14 protein-coding genes are annotated in these 16,069 nt (G+C 59.6%); 3 read left to right on the top strand and 11 right to left on the bottom strand.

Going from position 1 to position 16,069, the window contains the following annotated elements; translation table 11 throughout:
• A partial coding sequence (locus IIC71_04650) for a tryptophanase (GenBank protein MCH7668482.1) occupies positions 1-1,348 on the top strand: 1,348 nt, incomplete at its 5' end.
• 174 nt (positions 1,349-1,522) lie between these two features.
• Here IIC71_04650 and IIC71_04645 read toward each other — a convergent pair.
• Positions 1,523-2,272 (bottom strand): S-layer homology domain-containing protein, encoded by a 750-nt coding sequence (locus IIC71_04645; protein MCH7668481.1) that lies wholly within the window; start codon positions 2,270-2,272, stop codon positions 1,523-1,525.
• A 190-nt stretch (positions 2,273-2,462) separates the two neighbouring features.
• On the opposite strand from IIC71_04645, the gene IIC71_04640 reads away from it, so the two are divergent.
• Positions 2,463-2,828, top strand: a complete 366-nt coding sequence (locus tag IIC71_04640) for a winged helix DNA-binding domain-containing protein (protein ID MCH7668480.1) — start codon at positions 2,463-2,465, stop codon at positions 2,826-2,828.
• 76 nt (positions 2,829-2,904) lie between these two features.
• Positions 2,905-3,501 (top strand): winged helix DNA-binding domain-containing protein, encoded by a 597-nt coding sequence (locus IIC71_04635; GenBank protein ID MCH7668479.1) that lies wholly within the window; start codon positions 2,905-2,907, stop codon positions 3,499-3,501.
• A 29-nt stretch (positions 3,502-3,530) separates the two neighbouring features.
• Here IIC71_04635 and IIC71_04630 read toward each other — a convergent pair whose 3' ends face one another.
• The 10 genes from IIC71_04630 to nuoF are packed head-to-tail and all read right to left on the bottom strand — an operon-like array spanning position 3,531 to position 16,052.
• Positions 3,531-4,880, bottom strand: a complete 1,350-nt coding sequence (locus tag IIC71_04630; protein ID MCH7668478.1) for a hypothetical protein — start codon at positions 4,878-4,880, stop codon at positions 3,531-3,533.
• Positions 4,858-6,345, bottom strand: coding sequence for an NADH-quinone oxidoreductase subunit N (locus IIC71_04625; protein MCH7668477.1), 1,488 nt, complete (start codon positions 6,343-6,345; stop codon positions 4,858-4,860). Before IIC71_04625 ends, IIC71_04630 begins: the two co-directional genes overlap by 23 nt.
• Positions 6,345-7,922 carry an NADH-quinone oxidoreductase subunit M gene (locus IIC71_04620; GenBank protein MCH7668476.1) on the bottom strand — a complete coding sequence of 526 codons (1,578 nt, stop codon included), beginning with the start codon at positions 7,920-7,922 and terminating at the stop codon, positions 6,345-6,347. The genes IIC71_04625 and IIC71_04620 overlap by 1 nt, the downstream gene beginning before the upstream one ends.
• Positions 7,923-9,800 (bottom strand): NADH-quinone oxidoreductase subunit L, encoded by a 1,878-nt coding sequence (gene nuoL, locus IIC71_04615; GenBank protein ID MCH7668475.1) that lies wholly within the window; start codon positions 9,798-9,800, stop codon positions 7,923-7,925.
• A 3-nt stretch (positions 9,801-9,803) separates the two neighbouring features.
• Positions 9,804-10,118: an NADH-quinone oxidoreductase subunit NuoK gene (gene nuoK, locus IIC71_04610; GenBank protein ID MCH7668474.1), complete on the bottom strand. Its 315-nt coding sequence runs from the start codon at positions 10,116-10,118 to the stop codon at positions 9,804-9,806.
• Positions 10,111-10,647, bottom strand: coding sequence for an NADH-quinone oxidoreductase subunit J (locus tag IIC71_04605; GenBank protein ID MCH7668473.1), 537 nt, complete (start codon positions 10,645-10,647; stop codon positions 10,111-10,113). Before IIC71_04605 ends, nuoK begins: the two co-directional genes overlap by 8 nt.
• Positions 10,648-11,280, bottom strand: coding sequence for an NADH-quinone oxidoreductase subunit NuoI (gene nuoI / locus IIC71_04600; protein MCH7668472.1), 633 nt, complete (start codon positions 11,278-11,280; stop codon positions 10,648-10,650). It lies immediately after the preceding gene.
• Between the two features lie 10 nt (positions 11,281-11,290).
• Entirely contained in the window at positions 11,291-12,334 is a 1,044-nt protein-coding gene (gene nuoH / locus IIC71_04595) for an NADH-quinone oxidoreductase subunit NuoH (protein ID MCH7668471.1), read from the bottom strand.
• Complete coding sequence (gene nuoG, locus IIC71_04590) at positions 12,335-14,782, bottom strand: NADH-quinone oxidoreductase subunit NuoG (GenBank protein MCH7668470.1); 2,448 nt, start codon at positions 14,780-14,782, stop codon at positions 12,335-12,337. It lies immediately after the preceding gene.
• Complete coding sequence (gene nuoF / locus IIC71_04585) at positions 14,775-16,052, bottom strand: NADH-quinone oxidoreductase subunit NuoF (GenBank protein MCH7668469.1); 1,278 nt, start codon at positions 16,050-16,052, stop codon at positions 14,775-14,777. Before nuoF ends, nuoG begins: the two co-directional genes overlap by 8 nt.
• Positions 16,053-16,069: the final 17 nt, after the last annotated feature.

Here is a 16,069-nt window from a genome sequence, read left to right as displayed (position 1 = left end):
CCGGATTCACGCTGTTCAGGCGATCAGCTTCCCGACCGCAGAGGAGCGGGAAAAGGCACTGATCCGATCGGGTTACAACCTGTTTGGGCTCCGCGGGGACGAGGTCACGATCGATCTACTCACAGACTCGGGGACGGGCACGATGTCGTCGCGTCAGTGGGCCGGGATGATGGACGGCGACGAGACCTACGCCGGGAGCAGGTCGTTCTACCGGTTCCATGAGGCCGTCACGCGTATCACCGGTCTCGCCGAAGTATTGCCAACTCACCAAGGACGGGCTGCCGAGCGCATCCTGTTCTCCGAGATTCTCACCGAGGGGGATGTCGTACCAAACAACACGCACTTCGACACTACCCGGGCCAACATTGAGTACCAGAAGGCGCAAGCACGCGACCTCGTAGTACCAGTCGGCCTTGAGCCGGGAACCCTCGACCCGTTCAAAGGCAACATGGATGTCGCCGCGTTGGAAGCGCTGATCGATGACGTGGGCGCCGACCGCGTCCCTCTCGTGATGGTGACAGTCACCAACAACTCCGGCGGGGGGCAGCCCGTGTCTATGGCGAACCTGCGTGCGGTGCGGGCCGTGTGTGACCGGTTTGGCATTCCCTTCTTTCTCGACGCCTGCCGGTTTGCGGAGAACGCCTACTTCATCAAGATACGAGAGGACGGGTACGCCGACCGTACACCGGCAGAAATTGCCCAGGAAATGTTCTCGCTGGTCGACGGAGCTACGTTCTCTGCGAAGAAGGACGGACTCGCCAACATCGGTGGGTTCCTCGCAATGAACGACACCGACCTTGCCCTGCGATGTCGCAACCTCCTCATCCTGACCGAGGGGTTTCCCACCTACGGAGGGCTTGCTGGATACGATCTCGAAGCGATCGCAACCGGGCTTGAGGAGGTGTTGGACGAGGACTACCTCCGTTACCGGATTCGGTCAACCCAGTATCTCGCAGACAAGGCCCACGACGCCGGCGTACCGATCGTGCGTCCAGCGGGTGGTCATGCGATCTACATCGATGCTGGCGCGATGTTGCCACATATCCCGGCTTCCGAGTATCCGGCACAGGCGCTTGCGGTCGAGCTCTACCGCACCGGCGGCGTCCGGGGAGTGGAGATCGGATCGGTGATGTTTGGCGTGGTCCATGCGGACGGTAGCGAAACGCCGGCCGCGATGGAACTGGTCCGCCTCGCCATCCCCCGCCGGACATACACCCAGAGTCACATTGACTACGTCGCCGAAGTGATCATTGACGTCGCCCAACGGGCAGATTCGATTCAAGGGTATCGCATCGTCGAGCAAGCACCCCAACTTCGACACTTCACGGCACGCTTCGAGCCTCTGTAGCGGTTAGCGCCGGCACCAAGGTCAAGTGGTGCGAGCACCGGCGCTCCTAGCGGGTCCCGACACACATCCGGTCGGGACCCGCTTCATGATCAACGGTGTGATGGATAGTCCGTCGTACTCCGGACCCGCCTCAGAATCCATCAGCGCTGTTGACGCCGAAGGGGTTGGTGCGACTCAGGTCTCGCAGCGGGTGTCCTGGACTACTTCCAAGGTGATCTGCGCATCCTCAACGGAGTAGACGTCACTGCCACCCTCGGTGGCCCGCAACGAGAACGTTTCGGTGCCCCCGCTTGAGGCGAACAACCACTCCATTGCAAACGACCCATTCGAGTCGGTGACCCAACGGTGAGTACCGTCGATCAGATTTCCGTTTTCATAGAGGTCAAAGAGCGCGCTCTCGCCGGTACTGAGTGACGTCACAAGACCGGAGGCGCGGATGAGGATGTCAGCCTGTGGCGAGCCTACGGCACACACTATGTCGGTGGGAGTCACCGACGCACTCACAACCGTAAAAATGCCAAAGCTATTCACACTGAACGACAGGTTCGATGCAAAGGCGAACAGGGCGGGTTGGAACTGGGACTTGCTCTTACCACCAAGCAGGGCAGCGTTGGCGGCGTTGTCAGCGTTGGCGGCGTTGTCAGCGTTCGCCACGGTCCCATCCTCAGCATCAATGTACTGGGCGAAGCGGCGCATAAACGCTGCCATCTGGCCACGAGTCACACCACCCTCAGGACAAAAGTTGTCATTTGCCGGTGGGTTACAACCCAACGTCACACCCGCGGCAGCCAACCACTCAATATCAGCCTCAAAAATGGATTCGTCATCATCAGTGAACGCGCCACCGGCTGCAAACACCGCAACCGGAATTACTAAAACGAGTGCAGCCGTTAACACCACAATCTGTCGAAAAATGTTCTTCATCGGGTATCCAATCCTCCAAGAGGACGAACACCACCCGCCCCAGTCAGAGACTTGGCTACCCAGCCAACCCGTCCCGCCGACCGGGCATGCCCAACCTCGACTCAACAATTGATGAACACACTACCAACGCCGACTGGAGCTACGCATTGAACCCGTGCGTTGCGAACACAAAACGTGGCAGTATGCGATCATGGGCCTTGACACGATCGATGTACTCACAACGTCGCTTGGCGTGTATGGGACCGCCCCGATGTCGTACCTATCCCTGCTCGCCCGCGACGCGATTGCGACGACCAGCGGCCTCGACCGCGCACTCGATGAGGAGCGCACCGTTGCCTCCATCCGCGCAATGCGGTACTCCGTACACATTTTCCCGCTCGAACTGCTCCCGGTGATGGCTGCGGCCACTCGCAAGAACAACCATGCCGCAGTTGCGAACCGGGCGAAGAAGCTGGGTGATCGACTTGAGACGATATCGCCGCGGGTGCTCGACGCGTTGGCCGACGGACCTCTGACAGCCAATGAAATCAAGCTTTCGCCGACCCGGGTGATGTAACGGGACCTCTGTTTGCCCTCGTCCTTGCGACGCTTGCAGCCGAACACAAAATCGTCCGGGTCCCGGCGACCGGCGGGTGCGTTCCAACCGGCTGCGCTACGCACTGTGGCACAATTGGTTGCCAACCACCGATCCGTTTGCGCTCAGCGAGACAGATGCGCGCCGTGCGCTGGTGACGCGATACGTCAATGCCTACGGCCCGGTGACGATCCCGGACCTTGCGTGGTGGACGGGGTGGACAACTGCAGACGCCAATGCTGCTGCCGACGGCATCGGTCTCAGCGTCTCAGGAGACGCCGCGAATCTGCTCGGCGGCGTTCGGCTTCTCCCCACATGGGACGTCCATATGGTGGCACACAAAGATCGTTCCCACATCATCGACGACCGCCACGTCCGCTTCGCCTACGACGCCAAGGGCAACGCAGCCTCGGTAGTGACCCGCAACGGCCGTGTCATCGGCATCTGGGACCTTGGGAAGAAGGACGAACCCCTGCACATTCGCGTCGCCCCGCTCACCACCTGGAAGACATCGATGTGGGACTCCGTCGAAGCGCAAATAGACAAAATCCGTGTATTCCTCAACCAACCAGACGTCACCATCGAACGATGCACCGACGCCGTCGATCTAACCACGGCGAAGAAGAACCAGCACCTCTACCCGCTCTCGGAATAGACACCTGCGGCGGGGTGCCGAGGTGCAGGTCAGGAATCCGGAGCCTCGGAAGCAACATCATCCGATGGAGCATCTTCAGAGTCGAAGGCGGAGTCGCCATCGTCATCCGCTAGGAGGTCTGAATCGTTGCTGTCACCGGAGGAATCAGGTGGCGACGCATCACTTCGTCCCGACGTCTTACGGGGGATTACGATCTCGCCGCCGGGGCGGGGTAAGCCCCAGGAGCGCTGGATCCAGGCGCCTTGTACCCACGCGCCGATGCCCATGAGCACCGTGGCGATGTACAGGCCAACACCCAACGTGGGTACGAACGCCAGCACGAGGCGCAACGCCATGGCACCGAACAAGAAGCCGCCAACGACTCCCCCACGACGCTGCAGCGCACGGGACCCCACTGAGGCAAGCACGGGCACCGGAGCAAAGGCGAGGGCAATGACCCCAAGTGCAAAGATCGCTATCGAAACCGGGATGCCGACGAGCGTGATCGCCAGTGCACCGCCAACCGAGACGCCGCCGAGGACGGTGATGAGTCCGAAACCTAGGGAGCGAAACGGGTGCGTCTCCGCCGCGACTGTCGCCCGCACAGTCGTGGAACGGAAAAGGTAGATAGTGACGATTCCACCAACGATGAACCCGAGCCAGGACACCATGGTTGCGATGGCGACGTACATCGACAGCGGGAAACTCAGCCCCACCTGGATCGGTGTCACCAGACCATCAATGGTCGCAGCGCCGCTTATCCGTGCGTCCCGCGGCGACCGGTAGGTCAGATCCCCGGCGATTTTTGCGGTTGATTCGACAACCATCGTGTCGGTTGAAATGTCGATGTCGCGGCCAACTGATCCGCTCACGGTTGCAGACAGCACGCGACCACGGACGTTGCGGCCGACTTCCCCGGCTAGCTCGATGCTATTGCCGAACACCAAGAGATCCCGCTCGATCGTACCCCGAGACAGGAAGCTCATGGCCGCAACAGTGACATCGCCCTCCACAACACCATCAAGAACGAATCTCGACGCAAAACCGCGGATGGACCCCTCAATCGTCCCCGTGACACTCACCGTCCCATTGGATGCAACGAGCACATCACCCCGTACCGTGCCGGTAATCGTCACGTTCGATGCAACGACATTGAGATCGCCATCGACGGTGCCGTTCACAAGCACCGTCTCGGCAACGATCGAGACATCCTCATCCTGCGTTTCGCCCTCGGCGAGGATGTAGATACCCGTCGAGATGAGGTCGGCGACGAGGAGCGGCGTAGGCAGAACAATGGCACCGACAGCGACAATCGCGGCACCGCGCCCGAGCCACTGCTTCCAACGAAGGCCTCCGGAGCGGAGGTGCCGAGACGACCTAGAGATGCGGAAGGGCCTCACGTGCGAAGTCCAGCAGCAGAGCAGGCCAAAGACCAAGTAGCACCGTTGCAAAGACGGAGAATCCGATGGCAAGTTTCGGGACTCTCGGTGCTGATAGCATCTCCTCGTCTTCGGCATCATCAAAGAAAGCGACCACGATGATACGCAGGTAGAAGAACATACCCGCCACCGAAGCCACTAGCGCAAGCACTACAAGCCAACGGAATCCCAAGAGATCTGCTCCAGTGAATATGGTGAACTTCCCGACGAAGCCCGCGGTTGCAGGTATACCGGCCATTGAAAACATAAACGCCGCAAGAGACATTGCAAGAAACGGCGACCGTTTACCGAGGCCGCGGAACGTGTCGATAGGCACCGGACCCGAACTCGGACCGGCGACCAGCGACACGATCGTTAGAGCACCCACCAGGCTCACTGTATAGGTTGCGACGTAGAACCACATGGCTCCGAGATCGACGCGGGCGCTCAGCACCCCAATCAGCAAAAAGCCTGCGTGGGCAATGCCCGAGTACGCGAGCATGCGTTTGATGTCGGTCTGGGCGATCGCGGTGAAGGTGCCGACGACTATCGACAGTGCCGCGATGATTGCGACGGCACCGGACCAGGTGTCGTAGAAGCTGAAAAAGCCGACGTACATGATGCGGACCAGAGCGGCGACAGCCGCCACCTTCACACCTGTCGACATGAACGCAACCGCGCTCGTGCTGGCCCCTTGGTAGACGTCCGGCGCCCACTGGTGGAATGGCGCTGCGGAGATCTTGAACCCAAGCCCAACAATGATCAGCGCTATGCCTATCAGCAGAATCCCGGGGTCAGGTACCACGTTTTCATTGAGGAATATCCCGATGGACGTGGCACCGTAGAGCGATGTCGACCCGGTACCCGCAAAGACCAGGGCCACGCCGTAGATGAACAAAGCCGACGCAAACGACCCCATCAAGAAGTACTTCATTGCGGCCTCGTCCGAGCCGCGCCGGTCACGGAGGAAGCCGGCGATTACGTAGAGAGCGATCGAGGCCGTCTCAAGCCCGACGAACAGCATGACGAGGTTGGCCGCGGAGATCATCATGTGCATACCCGCGGCTGACAACAGGACGAGCACGACGAACTCTGCCCCTCTATCGCCGAGTTCCTTCACAAGTTCCCACCCACCGGCGAGGGCGAGCGCAACCACAACCATCAAGATCATCCCGCCGAGTGCGCTGAACCGATCAAGGGCGACCATCTGGTTCGCGACGGCCGACCCGTCTGGACCCTGGGTGCCGAACGCAAGCGACGGACCCCTCTCCCCTACAACGATCCACTGGCGGACGGAAATGGCGAAACCGAATCCGATTGAAGTTGCGGCAACGTACGCCCATACGCGGGCGCCAAGATCCATCGTCACAGCCACCATGAGGACCGTGACCGCACCAACCAGCAGACCGACTTCAAGACCAATGGGGAGGAATGCAATGTTTCCCACTACTCACCCACCTCTTCAGAATCGTCCGAGGTTGGGTTGTCTGGATCCTCAGAGACACCACTCAATATGCGACCCTCGAGGTCGAACGTTGGACGTTCGTACCCGGTGACTTGCTCGATCCGGGTAATCACCGCGTTCACATCGTTCTCCATCCGATCAAGGACGGGTTTTGGATAGATGCCAAGGAAAAGAATCAGCGCAACGATCGGAACAAGGATGGCGATCTCACGCCCGTTGAGGTCCTCAAGATCTTTGTTGGCCTTGCCGGGCGCGCCTGTGAACATCCGCTCGTATGCCCACAAAAGGTAGATAGCTGCAAGCACAACACCTGATGTCGCAACAACCGTCAGCAGCGGGAAGGTCTGCCAGGAACCGACCAGAATCTTGAATTCGCCGACGAAACCGTTGAGCCCGGGTAGACCGATCGAGGCGAAAACGGCGAACAGGAAGAAGCCGGAGAACACCGGCATCGTGCTCGCAAGCCCACCGTAGTCAGCAATTTTTCGTGTGTGGGTGCGCTGGTAGATCATCCCGATGAGGAGGAAAAGTGCACCGGTAGACAGCCCGTGGTTCACCATTTGGATGAGTCCGCCCTGCACGCTGGAAAGTGTCAGTGCAAATGTGCCGAGCACAATGAACCCGAGGTGGCTGACCGACGAGTACGCAACGAGGCGCTTCACATCGGGTTGGACGACGGCAACGAGCGCTGCGTACACAATGCCGATCACCGCAACCAACGCCACCCACTTCCCGTATTTCACGGTTGCGTTGGGGAACAACGTCAGGTTGAACCGGATAAACCCGTACGTCCCCATTTTCAGCATCACGCCTGCCAGCAGCACCGACCCCGCGGTCGGTGCCTCGGTGTGCGCATCGGGTAGCCACGTGTGCAGCGGGAAGAGCGGAACCTTGATTGCAAACGCAATCGCAAAGCCGAAGAACAACCACGTCTCCATCGTGGTCGACATGGGGACGGTGAGCAGCTCGCTCCATTGATACGTGACCGTCTGGAGGGTGGGTCCGGCATTGTTGGCGAGGGCGATGATCGCCGCCAGTAGAAATGCGGAGCCGAAAGCGGTGTAGATGAAAAACTTCACCGCCGCGTAACGGCGGTTCGAGCTGCCCCAGATTCCAATCATAAAGAACATCGGAATCAGCACGATCTCGAAAAAGACGAAGAAAAGCGCGAGGTCGAGGACGATGAACACCCCGAGCACACCAGTTTCGAGAACAAACAGCGAGATTAGGTAACCCTTGAGACGATCCGTGATGTTCGCCGATGCGAGGACCGACAGCGGAAAGAGGAGCGCCGTCAACGCGACGAGAAATAGCGAGATGCCATCGACCCCGACTGTCCACCCGATCCGTAGACGGTCTATCCAAATGATCGATTCGGTCCATTGGAAGCCACCGACCGGGTCAAACGTCCAAACCATGTACCCGGCGACTGCGAGTGGGAGCAGACTGAGACCGAACGCGACAGGCAGCAGCAGTTCGCTGCGCGACTTTGGTATGAGCGCAACCGCAACCGCTGCCAGAACTGGGAGGCCGACGAGGAAGGCAAGGACGGGGAACATCTAGAACGCCCCTCCCCGCACCAAGAACCATACGATGAGCGCAATGGTGCCGATGAACATTCCGGATCCGTAAGATCGCACCTGTCCTGTCTGAAGCCGCGTCGCCGCTGCCGCAACCTTCTTCGCGGCAGCACCGACACCGTTGACAAACCCGTCGACACCCTTCACATCGGCGGTAAACGCTGCGACGTTCGCAACGGCCTTACCTGGAAGCACGATCGTTCGACCGTAGAGTTCGTCGACGCGATAGCCATCTTCGAGCAAATCCCATCGTGGCCCGTCCTCGGCCGGCACCTCACGCACGACGTATCGCCGGTAGGCGAACGCGATCCCAACAATCGCGACGAACACCGATACGCCGGCGAGCAGCCACGGTGTCGTGCCTTCGGGCAGATGGGCTGCGCGCACAGTTTCGAACGCTGGCTCAAGAAAGTGTTCGAGCGACGGCTTGAACGGCGTGTTGAGCAGACCAATACCTGCGGAGAACGCCGCCAGAACGACGAGCGGCAGGGTCATCGACCGAGGGGATTCATGCGGCTCTACACCGGCCTCCCAGCGCGGTTCGCCCCAAAATGTGAGAAACATGAGACGCGACATGTAAAACGCGGTGAGGGCCGCAGTCACAATGCCGATCGCCCACAGTGCAATCCACGCACCACCCTTGCCGTAGGTGATTGCGAGGATTTCGTCCTTTGACCAGAAGCCCGCAAACGGCGGGATGCCGGAGATGGCCAGCCAACCGACAGCCATTGTGACAAACGTCACCGGCATTGCCTTGCGCAGCCCACCCATCTTGCGCATGTCTTGTTCGTCTCCCATCCCGTGGATCACAGCGCCGGCACCGAGGAACAGAAGCGCCTTGAAGAATGCATGTGTGAGCAAGTGAAATGCTCCGGCAACGTATGCTCCGGCACCGACCGCCATGAACATGTAACCGAGCTGACTGATCGTCGAGTACGCCAAAACCCGTTTGATGTCACGTTGGCCAACCGCGATCGTTGCCGCAAACAACGCCGTAAGGGCCCCAACGGTGGCAACCACACCAGACGACACGGGGGCAATGGAAAACAACGACGCCGACCTGGCGATCATGTACACACCCGCGGTGACCATCGTTGCCGCGTGGATGAGCGCCGATACTGGCGTCGGACCCTCCATGGCGTCCGGGAGCCATACATACAGCGGCAACTGCGCCGACTTCCCGGCGGCACCGACGAGGAGCAGCAGAGTGATTGCGGTAACGGTCCCGCCCCCGATTTGAAGGCTATTGGCGTTGGCGAAAACGGTCTCGTAAGACAGTGACCCGAACGTCGCAAAGATGATCATGAGTGCAATCAGAAACCCGAAGTCACCAATGCGGTTGACAATGAACGCTTTCTTGCCGGCAGCTGCCGCCGACGGCTTCTCGAACCAGAAGGAGATCAGCAGATACGAACTCAGCCCGACCAGTTCCCACCCAACAAACATTGTCGCGAACGAGTCCCCGAGCACCAGGATCAGCATCGATACAATGAATAGATTCAGGTAGGTGAAGAAGCGTCCGAACCGCTTGTCACCATGCATGTATCCGGCACCGTAGATGTGAATCAGGGTACCGACGCCGGTGATCACGAGAGTCATCATTGCGCTGAGCGGGTCCCATAACAACGAGAAGTTCACGCCGAGGGACGGGATCCACTCGAACAGATACACGGTCTCTGCTTGCATGTCGCCGCCGAACGCCGGCAGTGCGGCGATAACGGCGATGAGAAAACTTGTCGCGACCATGAGCGTCCCGATGCGGCCGGCGGTTGGCTCGCCGAGCCGCTTCCCGAAAAGCAGCAGCACGACGGCGCCGAACAGCGGCAGGGCGATAACGAGCCACAGGAAGTCGACCACTCCCTAGCCCTTCATCTCTGAGAGTTCGTCGACGCTCGCCGTTGATCGGTGACGAAACACCGCAACGATGATCGCAAGCCCTATGGTGACCTCCGCGGCGGCCACAACGACCACGAACAGACTTGCGATCTGGCCTTCGAGAGTTCGTAACTCCTTGCCTACAGCCACAAACGTGAGGTTCACGCTGTTCAACATGAGTTCTATCGACATAAACATCACCAGGGCGTTACGGCGAGTCAGCAACCCGACGGCGCCGATGGAAAACAGGAGCGCGGCAAGCGTCATGTACCAACCCGCAGTGACGGCTAGATCACTCATTGTCTTCTCCGTCGACGCCTCGCAGTCTGGAGGCAAACTGCGCAAGTCCGATCGTCCCAACAGCGGCGATCGTCAGTAAGAAAATGGTTGCTTCGAACGGTAGCAACCATGTGCCAAACAACTCATCCGAGACGTTTTCGATTGTCCCAAGCGACCCGCGACCCGTTTGGGCGCCCGCATTTACCCAGGTCTGGACACCGGAGGACACGATGAGTATCACCAGTCCTGATCCGAGAATCATTGCGAGGGGCCGCTGGAAACGGATGTGTTCCTCGGCTTCGTCGGAGGTGTCGACCCCGACAAGCATGATGACGAAGAGGAACAGAGTCATCACTGCGCCCGCATAGATCAGAATCTGCAACGCAGCCACGAAGTGTGCGTCATTCATGATGTAGAACACCGCAATCGAGAACATTGTCAACAACAGGCCGAACGCCGAATACACGGGGTTCTTGGCGAGCACCATGCTGATTGCACCGCTGAGCGCGGCGACAGCGAACACTGCAAAGACCAGGACGCGTACGTCCATCTACGCATCACCGTCCTGTGGGTGTTGGCCCTGCTCAGGCGCACGTACGCCGACGCCGGCAGAGCCCGGCCACTGCGGGATTCCCTCGTACGCGGCCCGGCCCGATGGCGACGTTGCACGCATCCACCCGTCAGCAAGTTTGAGTTCGTTCAGATCGATGAGCGGGCCGGCTGGTTGGGTGTGATTTGGTGTGCCGTCCGGCTCGACGAGGAGTATGTCCTTTGTGTAGATCGCATCGTCACGGTCGGTCACAGACATTTCGAAGAGCTGGGTCATGGTGATCGCGGTCGTCGGGCACGCCTCGACACACAGGCCACAGAAGATACAGCGGAGCATGTTGATCTCGTAGACGAATCCGTACCGTTCGCCGGGGCTAATCGGTGCCTCCGGTGGGTTGTCAGCACCACGCACGTATATGCATCGGGCAGGGCAGACCCCGGCGCACAACTCACATCCGATGCATTTTTCCATGCCGTCTTCGTACCTGTTGAGCACATGCCGCCCGTGGAAGCGCGGTGGCTTCTCGCGCTTTTCTTGCGGGTATTTGCGCGTAACTTTCTTCGTGAACATCTGCTTGAACGTGACTGGGAAGCCTTTGAACCCGCCCAGGCCGAGTGTGTCTAACAGACTCATGTTGCACCTTTCAAGACCATGGGAGCCCAAACGTCCGGTATCCAATGGCGACGGTGAACGTGGCCAACCACATCAGCGCGGCCGGGATCAGCCGCTTCCACCCGAAGCCCATGAGCTGGTCGTATCTCATTCGAGGCAGTGCCGCGCGCAGCCAGATGAAGATGAATACAAAGGTGAACGTCTTTGCAAAGAACCATGCAATGTAGATGACCCAATGGATTCGCTCGGGAAGCCCAAAGGTCGGTCCCATCCACCCGCCGAAGAACAGGGTGATCGTCAGTGCTGACATGGTGAACATGTTCATGAACTCTGCAAGGAAGAAGAGCGCAAACCGGAATCCAGAGTATTCAGTGTGGTAACCGCCGACGATCTCGGATTCTGCCTCGACCATATCGAAGGGAGGGCGGTTCGTCTCCGCGACCCCGGATATGAAGAAGATGATGAACGAGGGGAGTAGCACGATGTTCCATGTGCCGAGGAACCCGAAAGTGTCACCGCCCTGTGCGGTGACAATGCCCGTGAGCGACGCTGACCTTGCAAAGATAATGACCGGGATAAGCGAGAGTCCCATTGCCGCCTCGTAGGAGATCATCTGCGCAGAGGCACGCACCGAACCAAACAGAGGGTATTTCGAACCCGACGACCAGCCCGCCAGGACCACCGCGTACACGCCGATCGAAGAAATCGCAAGCACATAGAGGATGCCGATGTTGAGGTCGGTAACGGCAAGAGTGATGGTCCTGTCCCCGAACTGGAACGGTGCTCCGATTGGAATGACAAGGAAGAGCAGCAGCGCGGGCACCAAGGCCATAACTGGTGCTGCAATATAGAGGCCGAACTGCACCTTGCGTGGCGTCAAGGACTCCTTCATCATCAGCTTGATACCGTCCGCAATGGTCTGGAACATGCCCCACGGACCTGCCCTATCCGGTCCGATACGGGTTTGCATGGCGGCGACAACTTTGCGTTCCATCCACACGATGACCACGACAACGTTGAGTAACAGCGCAAACGCGACAAGGACCTTGACGGCGGCCTCGACGAAGATGTCCACCTAGGAACCGCCCCCTCTCAACGCGTCGACCTGAACGATCAGGGACGCACCCAATGCCCGCGATCCGGACAGGTTTGCTTGCACGTACACCGTGCCCTCAACAAGCGACTCGTCGGCCTTGACCGGCAGTCCGATCGAGCCGTACTCACCAGAGACCTTCACAACGTCGCCTGGTTTCACAGCAAGGACGGCGAGGTCGCGAGGATGAAACGCGGCGGCGGCCTGCGGCACAAGAACCGCTAGCGAGGGGCTGTTTTGCAGCATGGTCGAGTCGTCGAAGAGAACACGACCGAGGTGAAGCGTGAACCGACCGGTTGTGGCTGTTGTGGACGACTCGACGGGGATGTACTGAAGCGGCTGGGTGGCCTCTGGCATCGGTACTACGACACCGTCTCGTCCGTCGCCCCAGTCAAGCAGGGTCCAGTCGATACCACGGTATGCGGGTGCAACGGTGGATATCTCTTTCATTAACGCTTCCGCGCTGTGCGCGGACAGGTTTCCGCCCATGCGCTGGGCAAGTTCATCGAGCACTGACCATGTGGTTCGTACTTGGCCTGGGGCGGCGACGATGCGGTTGAGCTTTTGGACGCGTCCTTCAAGGTTTGTGACCGTCCCCTCGGATTCGCCATAGCCTGCCACCGGGAACACGACGTCGGCTCTGCTTGAAGTCTGGTTCAAGAATATGTCGAGGGACACGACGAATTCCGCAGCTTCGATTGCCTCGGCGGCGAGACCGGGTTGTGGATGGTTCCCGATCGGGTCGGCGCCGAGCGTGATAAGTGCCCTTATCGACCCATCGCGCAGGCTCTCAAGTATCTCCGTCGCGTGTTTTCCGCGGCCCTCCGGCAGAGGTCCCCAGTGGTCCTCGAGCGCAGCCCTCCCGTCGGCATCGTGAACACTGACCCGCCCGGGAAGCAGCTCGGCTGAAACACCCATGTCAAGGGCCCCGTACACGTTAGGTCTGCGTGCCAGCGGCAAGATGGTTGCGTCAGGGAGTTCGCGGACGAAGGCGGCGACAGACTCGGCGAGACGCGGATCTTCTGCGCCCCCGGTGCGACCGATAAGTGCAACAACCGGACCGAAGTTGAGAGTCTCGCGGGCGTCTGCAAGCGAATCGGTCCCAGCCTTGAGACGGCGAAGTGTGTCTGCCCCCTCACCGGGGCGGTAGGTAATGACATGCTTTGCAACGTCGCTGAGGCCCGTCCACCGAGGGTGGACCACGATGAGATCGGCTCCAAGGATGGTGGCCGCGCGGCGCACACGAAGGTAGAGGACCGGCAGCTCCTCCTTCAGGTCACCCGCCCACAGCAGAATCGTCTTTGCGGTTTCGAGGTCGTTGATTTCGGCGCGGTCGACGACTGCGGCGAGGAAATCGTCAGCAATTGCGTCGTCGAGCTGGGCATCCATGTGCGGTGTGACAACAACGGACCGCAAGAACTTTCCGAACGCGAATGCCTCTTCGTTAGTTGAGCGGGTGCCACCAAGACCGGCGATCTCCCCACCAAGGAGGGCGCCAAGCCGTTCAGCGACGATATCAAAGGCCTCACCCCATTCAGCCTCGACAAGCTTCCCGTCTTTGCGGACGAGCGGCATCGTGAGCCGGTCCTCGGATTGAATCGCCTGGTAGATAAACCGGTCCTTGTCGGACAGCCAACCGTGGTTGGTGGTGTCCGAATCCACGCCGTCGATGCGAAGCACGCTGTTCTGGCTCGTCTGCACAGAAACCTTCGACCCTACCGAATCGACCATCGAAACGGATTCGATCGCTTCAAGATCCCACGGCCGAGCACGGAATCGAAACGGCTTGGCGGTCAGAGCGCCGACCGGACAGATCTGCACGGTGTTGCCGGAGAAGTAAGACGCAAACGGTTCGTCGGAAAACGTGAGTATTTGGGTTCCGTTGCCTCGATCGATGAATTCGATCAGCGGGTCACCGGATATCTCATCGCTAAAACGCGTGCAGCGGGCACACAGGATGCAGCGCTCGCGGTCAAGCAAGACGAGTTCAGAAATCTCGATGGGTTTCTCATAGTGGCGCTTCTCCTCGACAAACCGAGACTCCCCCGGGCCGTACGCAATGGTGTGGTCCTGGAGCGGACATTCGCCACCCTTGTCGCACACCGAACAGTCGAGAGGATGGTTGAGTAGCAAGAACTCAAGTACGCCCTCCTGTACCTTTTGGACAACAGCACTCGTGGTCTCAACAACCATGCCTTCGTTACAAGGTTGCGTGCAGGAGGGAACCAGCGCCTTTCCACGAGGCCCTTCGACCTCGACGAGACACATCCGGCAAATGGCGACAGGCTTGAGCCGAGCCTGGTGACAGAACCGCGGTATGTAGGTCCCGACCGCTTCAGCAGCGTCGATCAGCAGTTTCCCTTTGGGAACTGGCGTGTCGACGCCGTCGAGTGTGATCGTCACCATCTCTTGTGTTTCGTGATCAGCCAACGAACGTCTCCTCCCCCACCGGTGCGACCTGGGCGATCATCGCCTCAACCTCTGCACGGAAATGTTTCATGATCGAGGTCACCGGCGCTGTCGCCGACGGACCCAGCGGACAAATCGTGGTCATTGCCGGCGGCCACCTCAGCCCGGGACTGATGTTGTCGCACACGTCGAGTAACAGGTCGATATCTTGCGGTCGGCCCATACCGTTGCCGACGCGCCACAACACACGCTCAAGCCACGAGGTGCCCTCACGACAAGGGGTGCATAGGCCGCAGGATTCATGAGCAAAGAACCGAACGAGCCGATGCGCTGCATGGACAACATTGGTGTCTTCGTCCATCACGACAACAGCGCCTGATCCAAGCATGGAACCATGCTGGGCAACGTCGTCGATCGTCAACGGTGTGTCAAGAAGTTCAGGCGTGAACCAGGGCGCTGATGCGCCGCCCGGGATCCAGCATTTGATTTCCTTGCCGCCGAGGATGCCACCTCCGAGACCGTAAATGAATTCGCGCCATGTCAGACCCATCACGATCTCGTAGTTGCCAGGGTTGTTGACGTGTCCTGAAAGCGAGAACATACGGGTTCCTGCCGAACGCTCGGGGCCAATCGCTGCATAGGCTGCGCCACCGTTGTTGACAATCCACGGCACGTTAGAAATCGTTTCGACGTTGTTCACAATGGTTGGTTTGGCGTAGAGGCCCTCCACCGCGGGGAACGGCGGTTTGACACGGGGCTCGCCGCGACGACCTTCCAACGAGTTGAGCAGCGCCGTCTCTTCGCCGCAGATGTAGGCGCCAGCGCCAAGGTGGAGTGTGATGTCGAGCGAAAAGCCCGAACCGAGTATGTCGTTGCCGACGTAACCGGCAGCGCGTGCTTCATCGATCGCTCGCTGCACCCGACGCGCCGCCTTCGAATACTCGCCACGAACATAGACAAAGGCCTGCACGCAGTTAAGGGCGTACGCCGAAACAATGATGCCCTCGATGAGCTGATGCGGGTCGCGTTCGAGGAGCTGGCGGTCTTTGAACGTCCCGGGCTCTGACTCGTCTGCGTTGATGACGAGATATCGAGGTTCCGCGGGTGCAAGAAATCCCCACTTCACGCCCGTAGGGAAGCCAGCCCCGCCTCGGCCGCGAATGTTCGAAGCTTTGACTTCGTCGCGGATCTGCTCCTTCGTCATCGACGTCAAAGCTTTGCGTAGCGCCACATAACCGCCAGAACGTTCGTAGCTTTCCAGTGTGTTTGACCCAGTCCGATCGTCGGCCATGTGCTTGGTAAGGATCA

Source organism: Acidobacteriota bacterium (genome assembly GCA_022562055.1).
Lineage (GTDB): Bacteria > Actinomycetota > Acidimicrobiia > Spongiisociales > UBA5794 > BMS3BBIN02.
The sequence above is the reverse complement of the archived record's forward strand: the minus strand, read 5'-3'. Positions and strand labels throughout refer to the sequence as shown.

Excerpts from the sequence above, each read along its gene's own strand:
- IIC71_04645 (MCH7668481.1), bottom strand. The coding sequence starts at position 2,272 with ATGAAGAACATTTTTCGACAGATTGTGGTGTTAACGGCTGCACTCGTT.
- IIC71_04640 (MCH7668480.1), top strand. The coding sequence starts at position 2,463 with ATGGGCCTTGACACGATCGATGTACTCACAACGTCGCTTGGCGTGTAT.
- IIC71_04620 (MCH7668476.1), bottom strand. The coding sequence starts at position 7,922 with ATGTTCCCCGTCCTTGCCTTCCTCGTCGGCCTCCCAGTTCTGGCAGCG.
- nuoK (MCH7668474.1), bottom strand. The coding sequence starts at position 10,118 with ATGAGTGATCTAGCCGTCACTGCGGGTTGGTACATGACGCTTGCCGCG.
- IIC71_04605 (MCH7668473.1), bottom strand. The coding sequence starts at position 10,647 with ATGGACGTACGCGTCCTGGTCTTTGCAGTGTTCGCTGTCGCCGCGCTC.
- nuoI (MCH7668472.1), bottom strand. The coding sequence starts at position 11,280 with ATGAGTCTGTTAGACACACTCGGCCTGGGCGGGTTCAAAGGCTTCCCA.
- nuoF (MCH7668469.1), bottom strand. The coding sequence starts at position 16,052 with ATGGCCGACGATCGGACTGGGTCAAACACACTGGAAAGCTACGAACGT.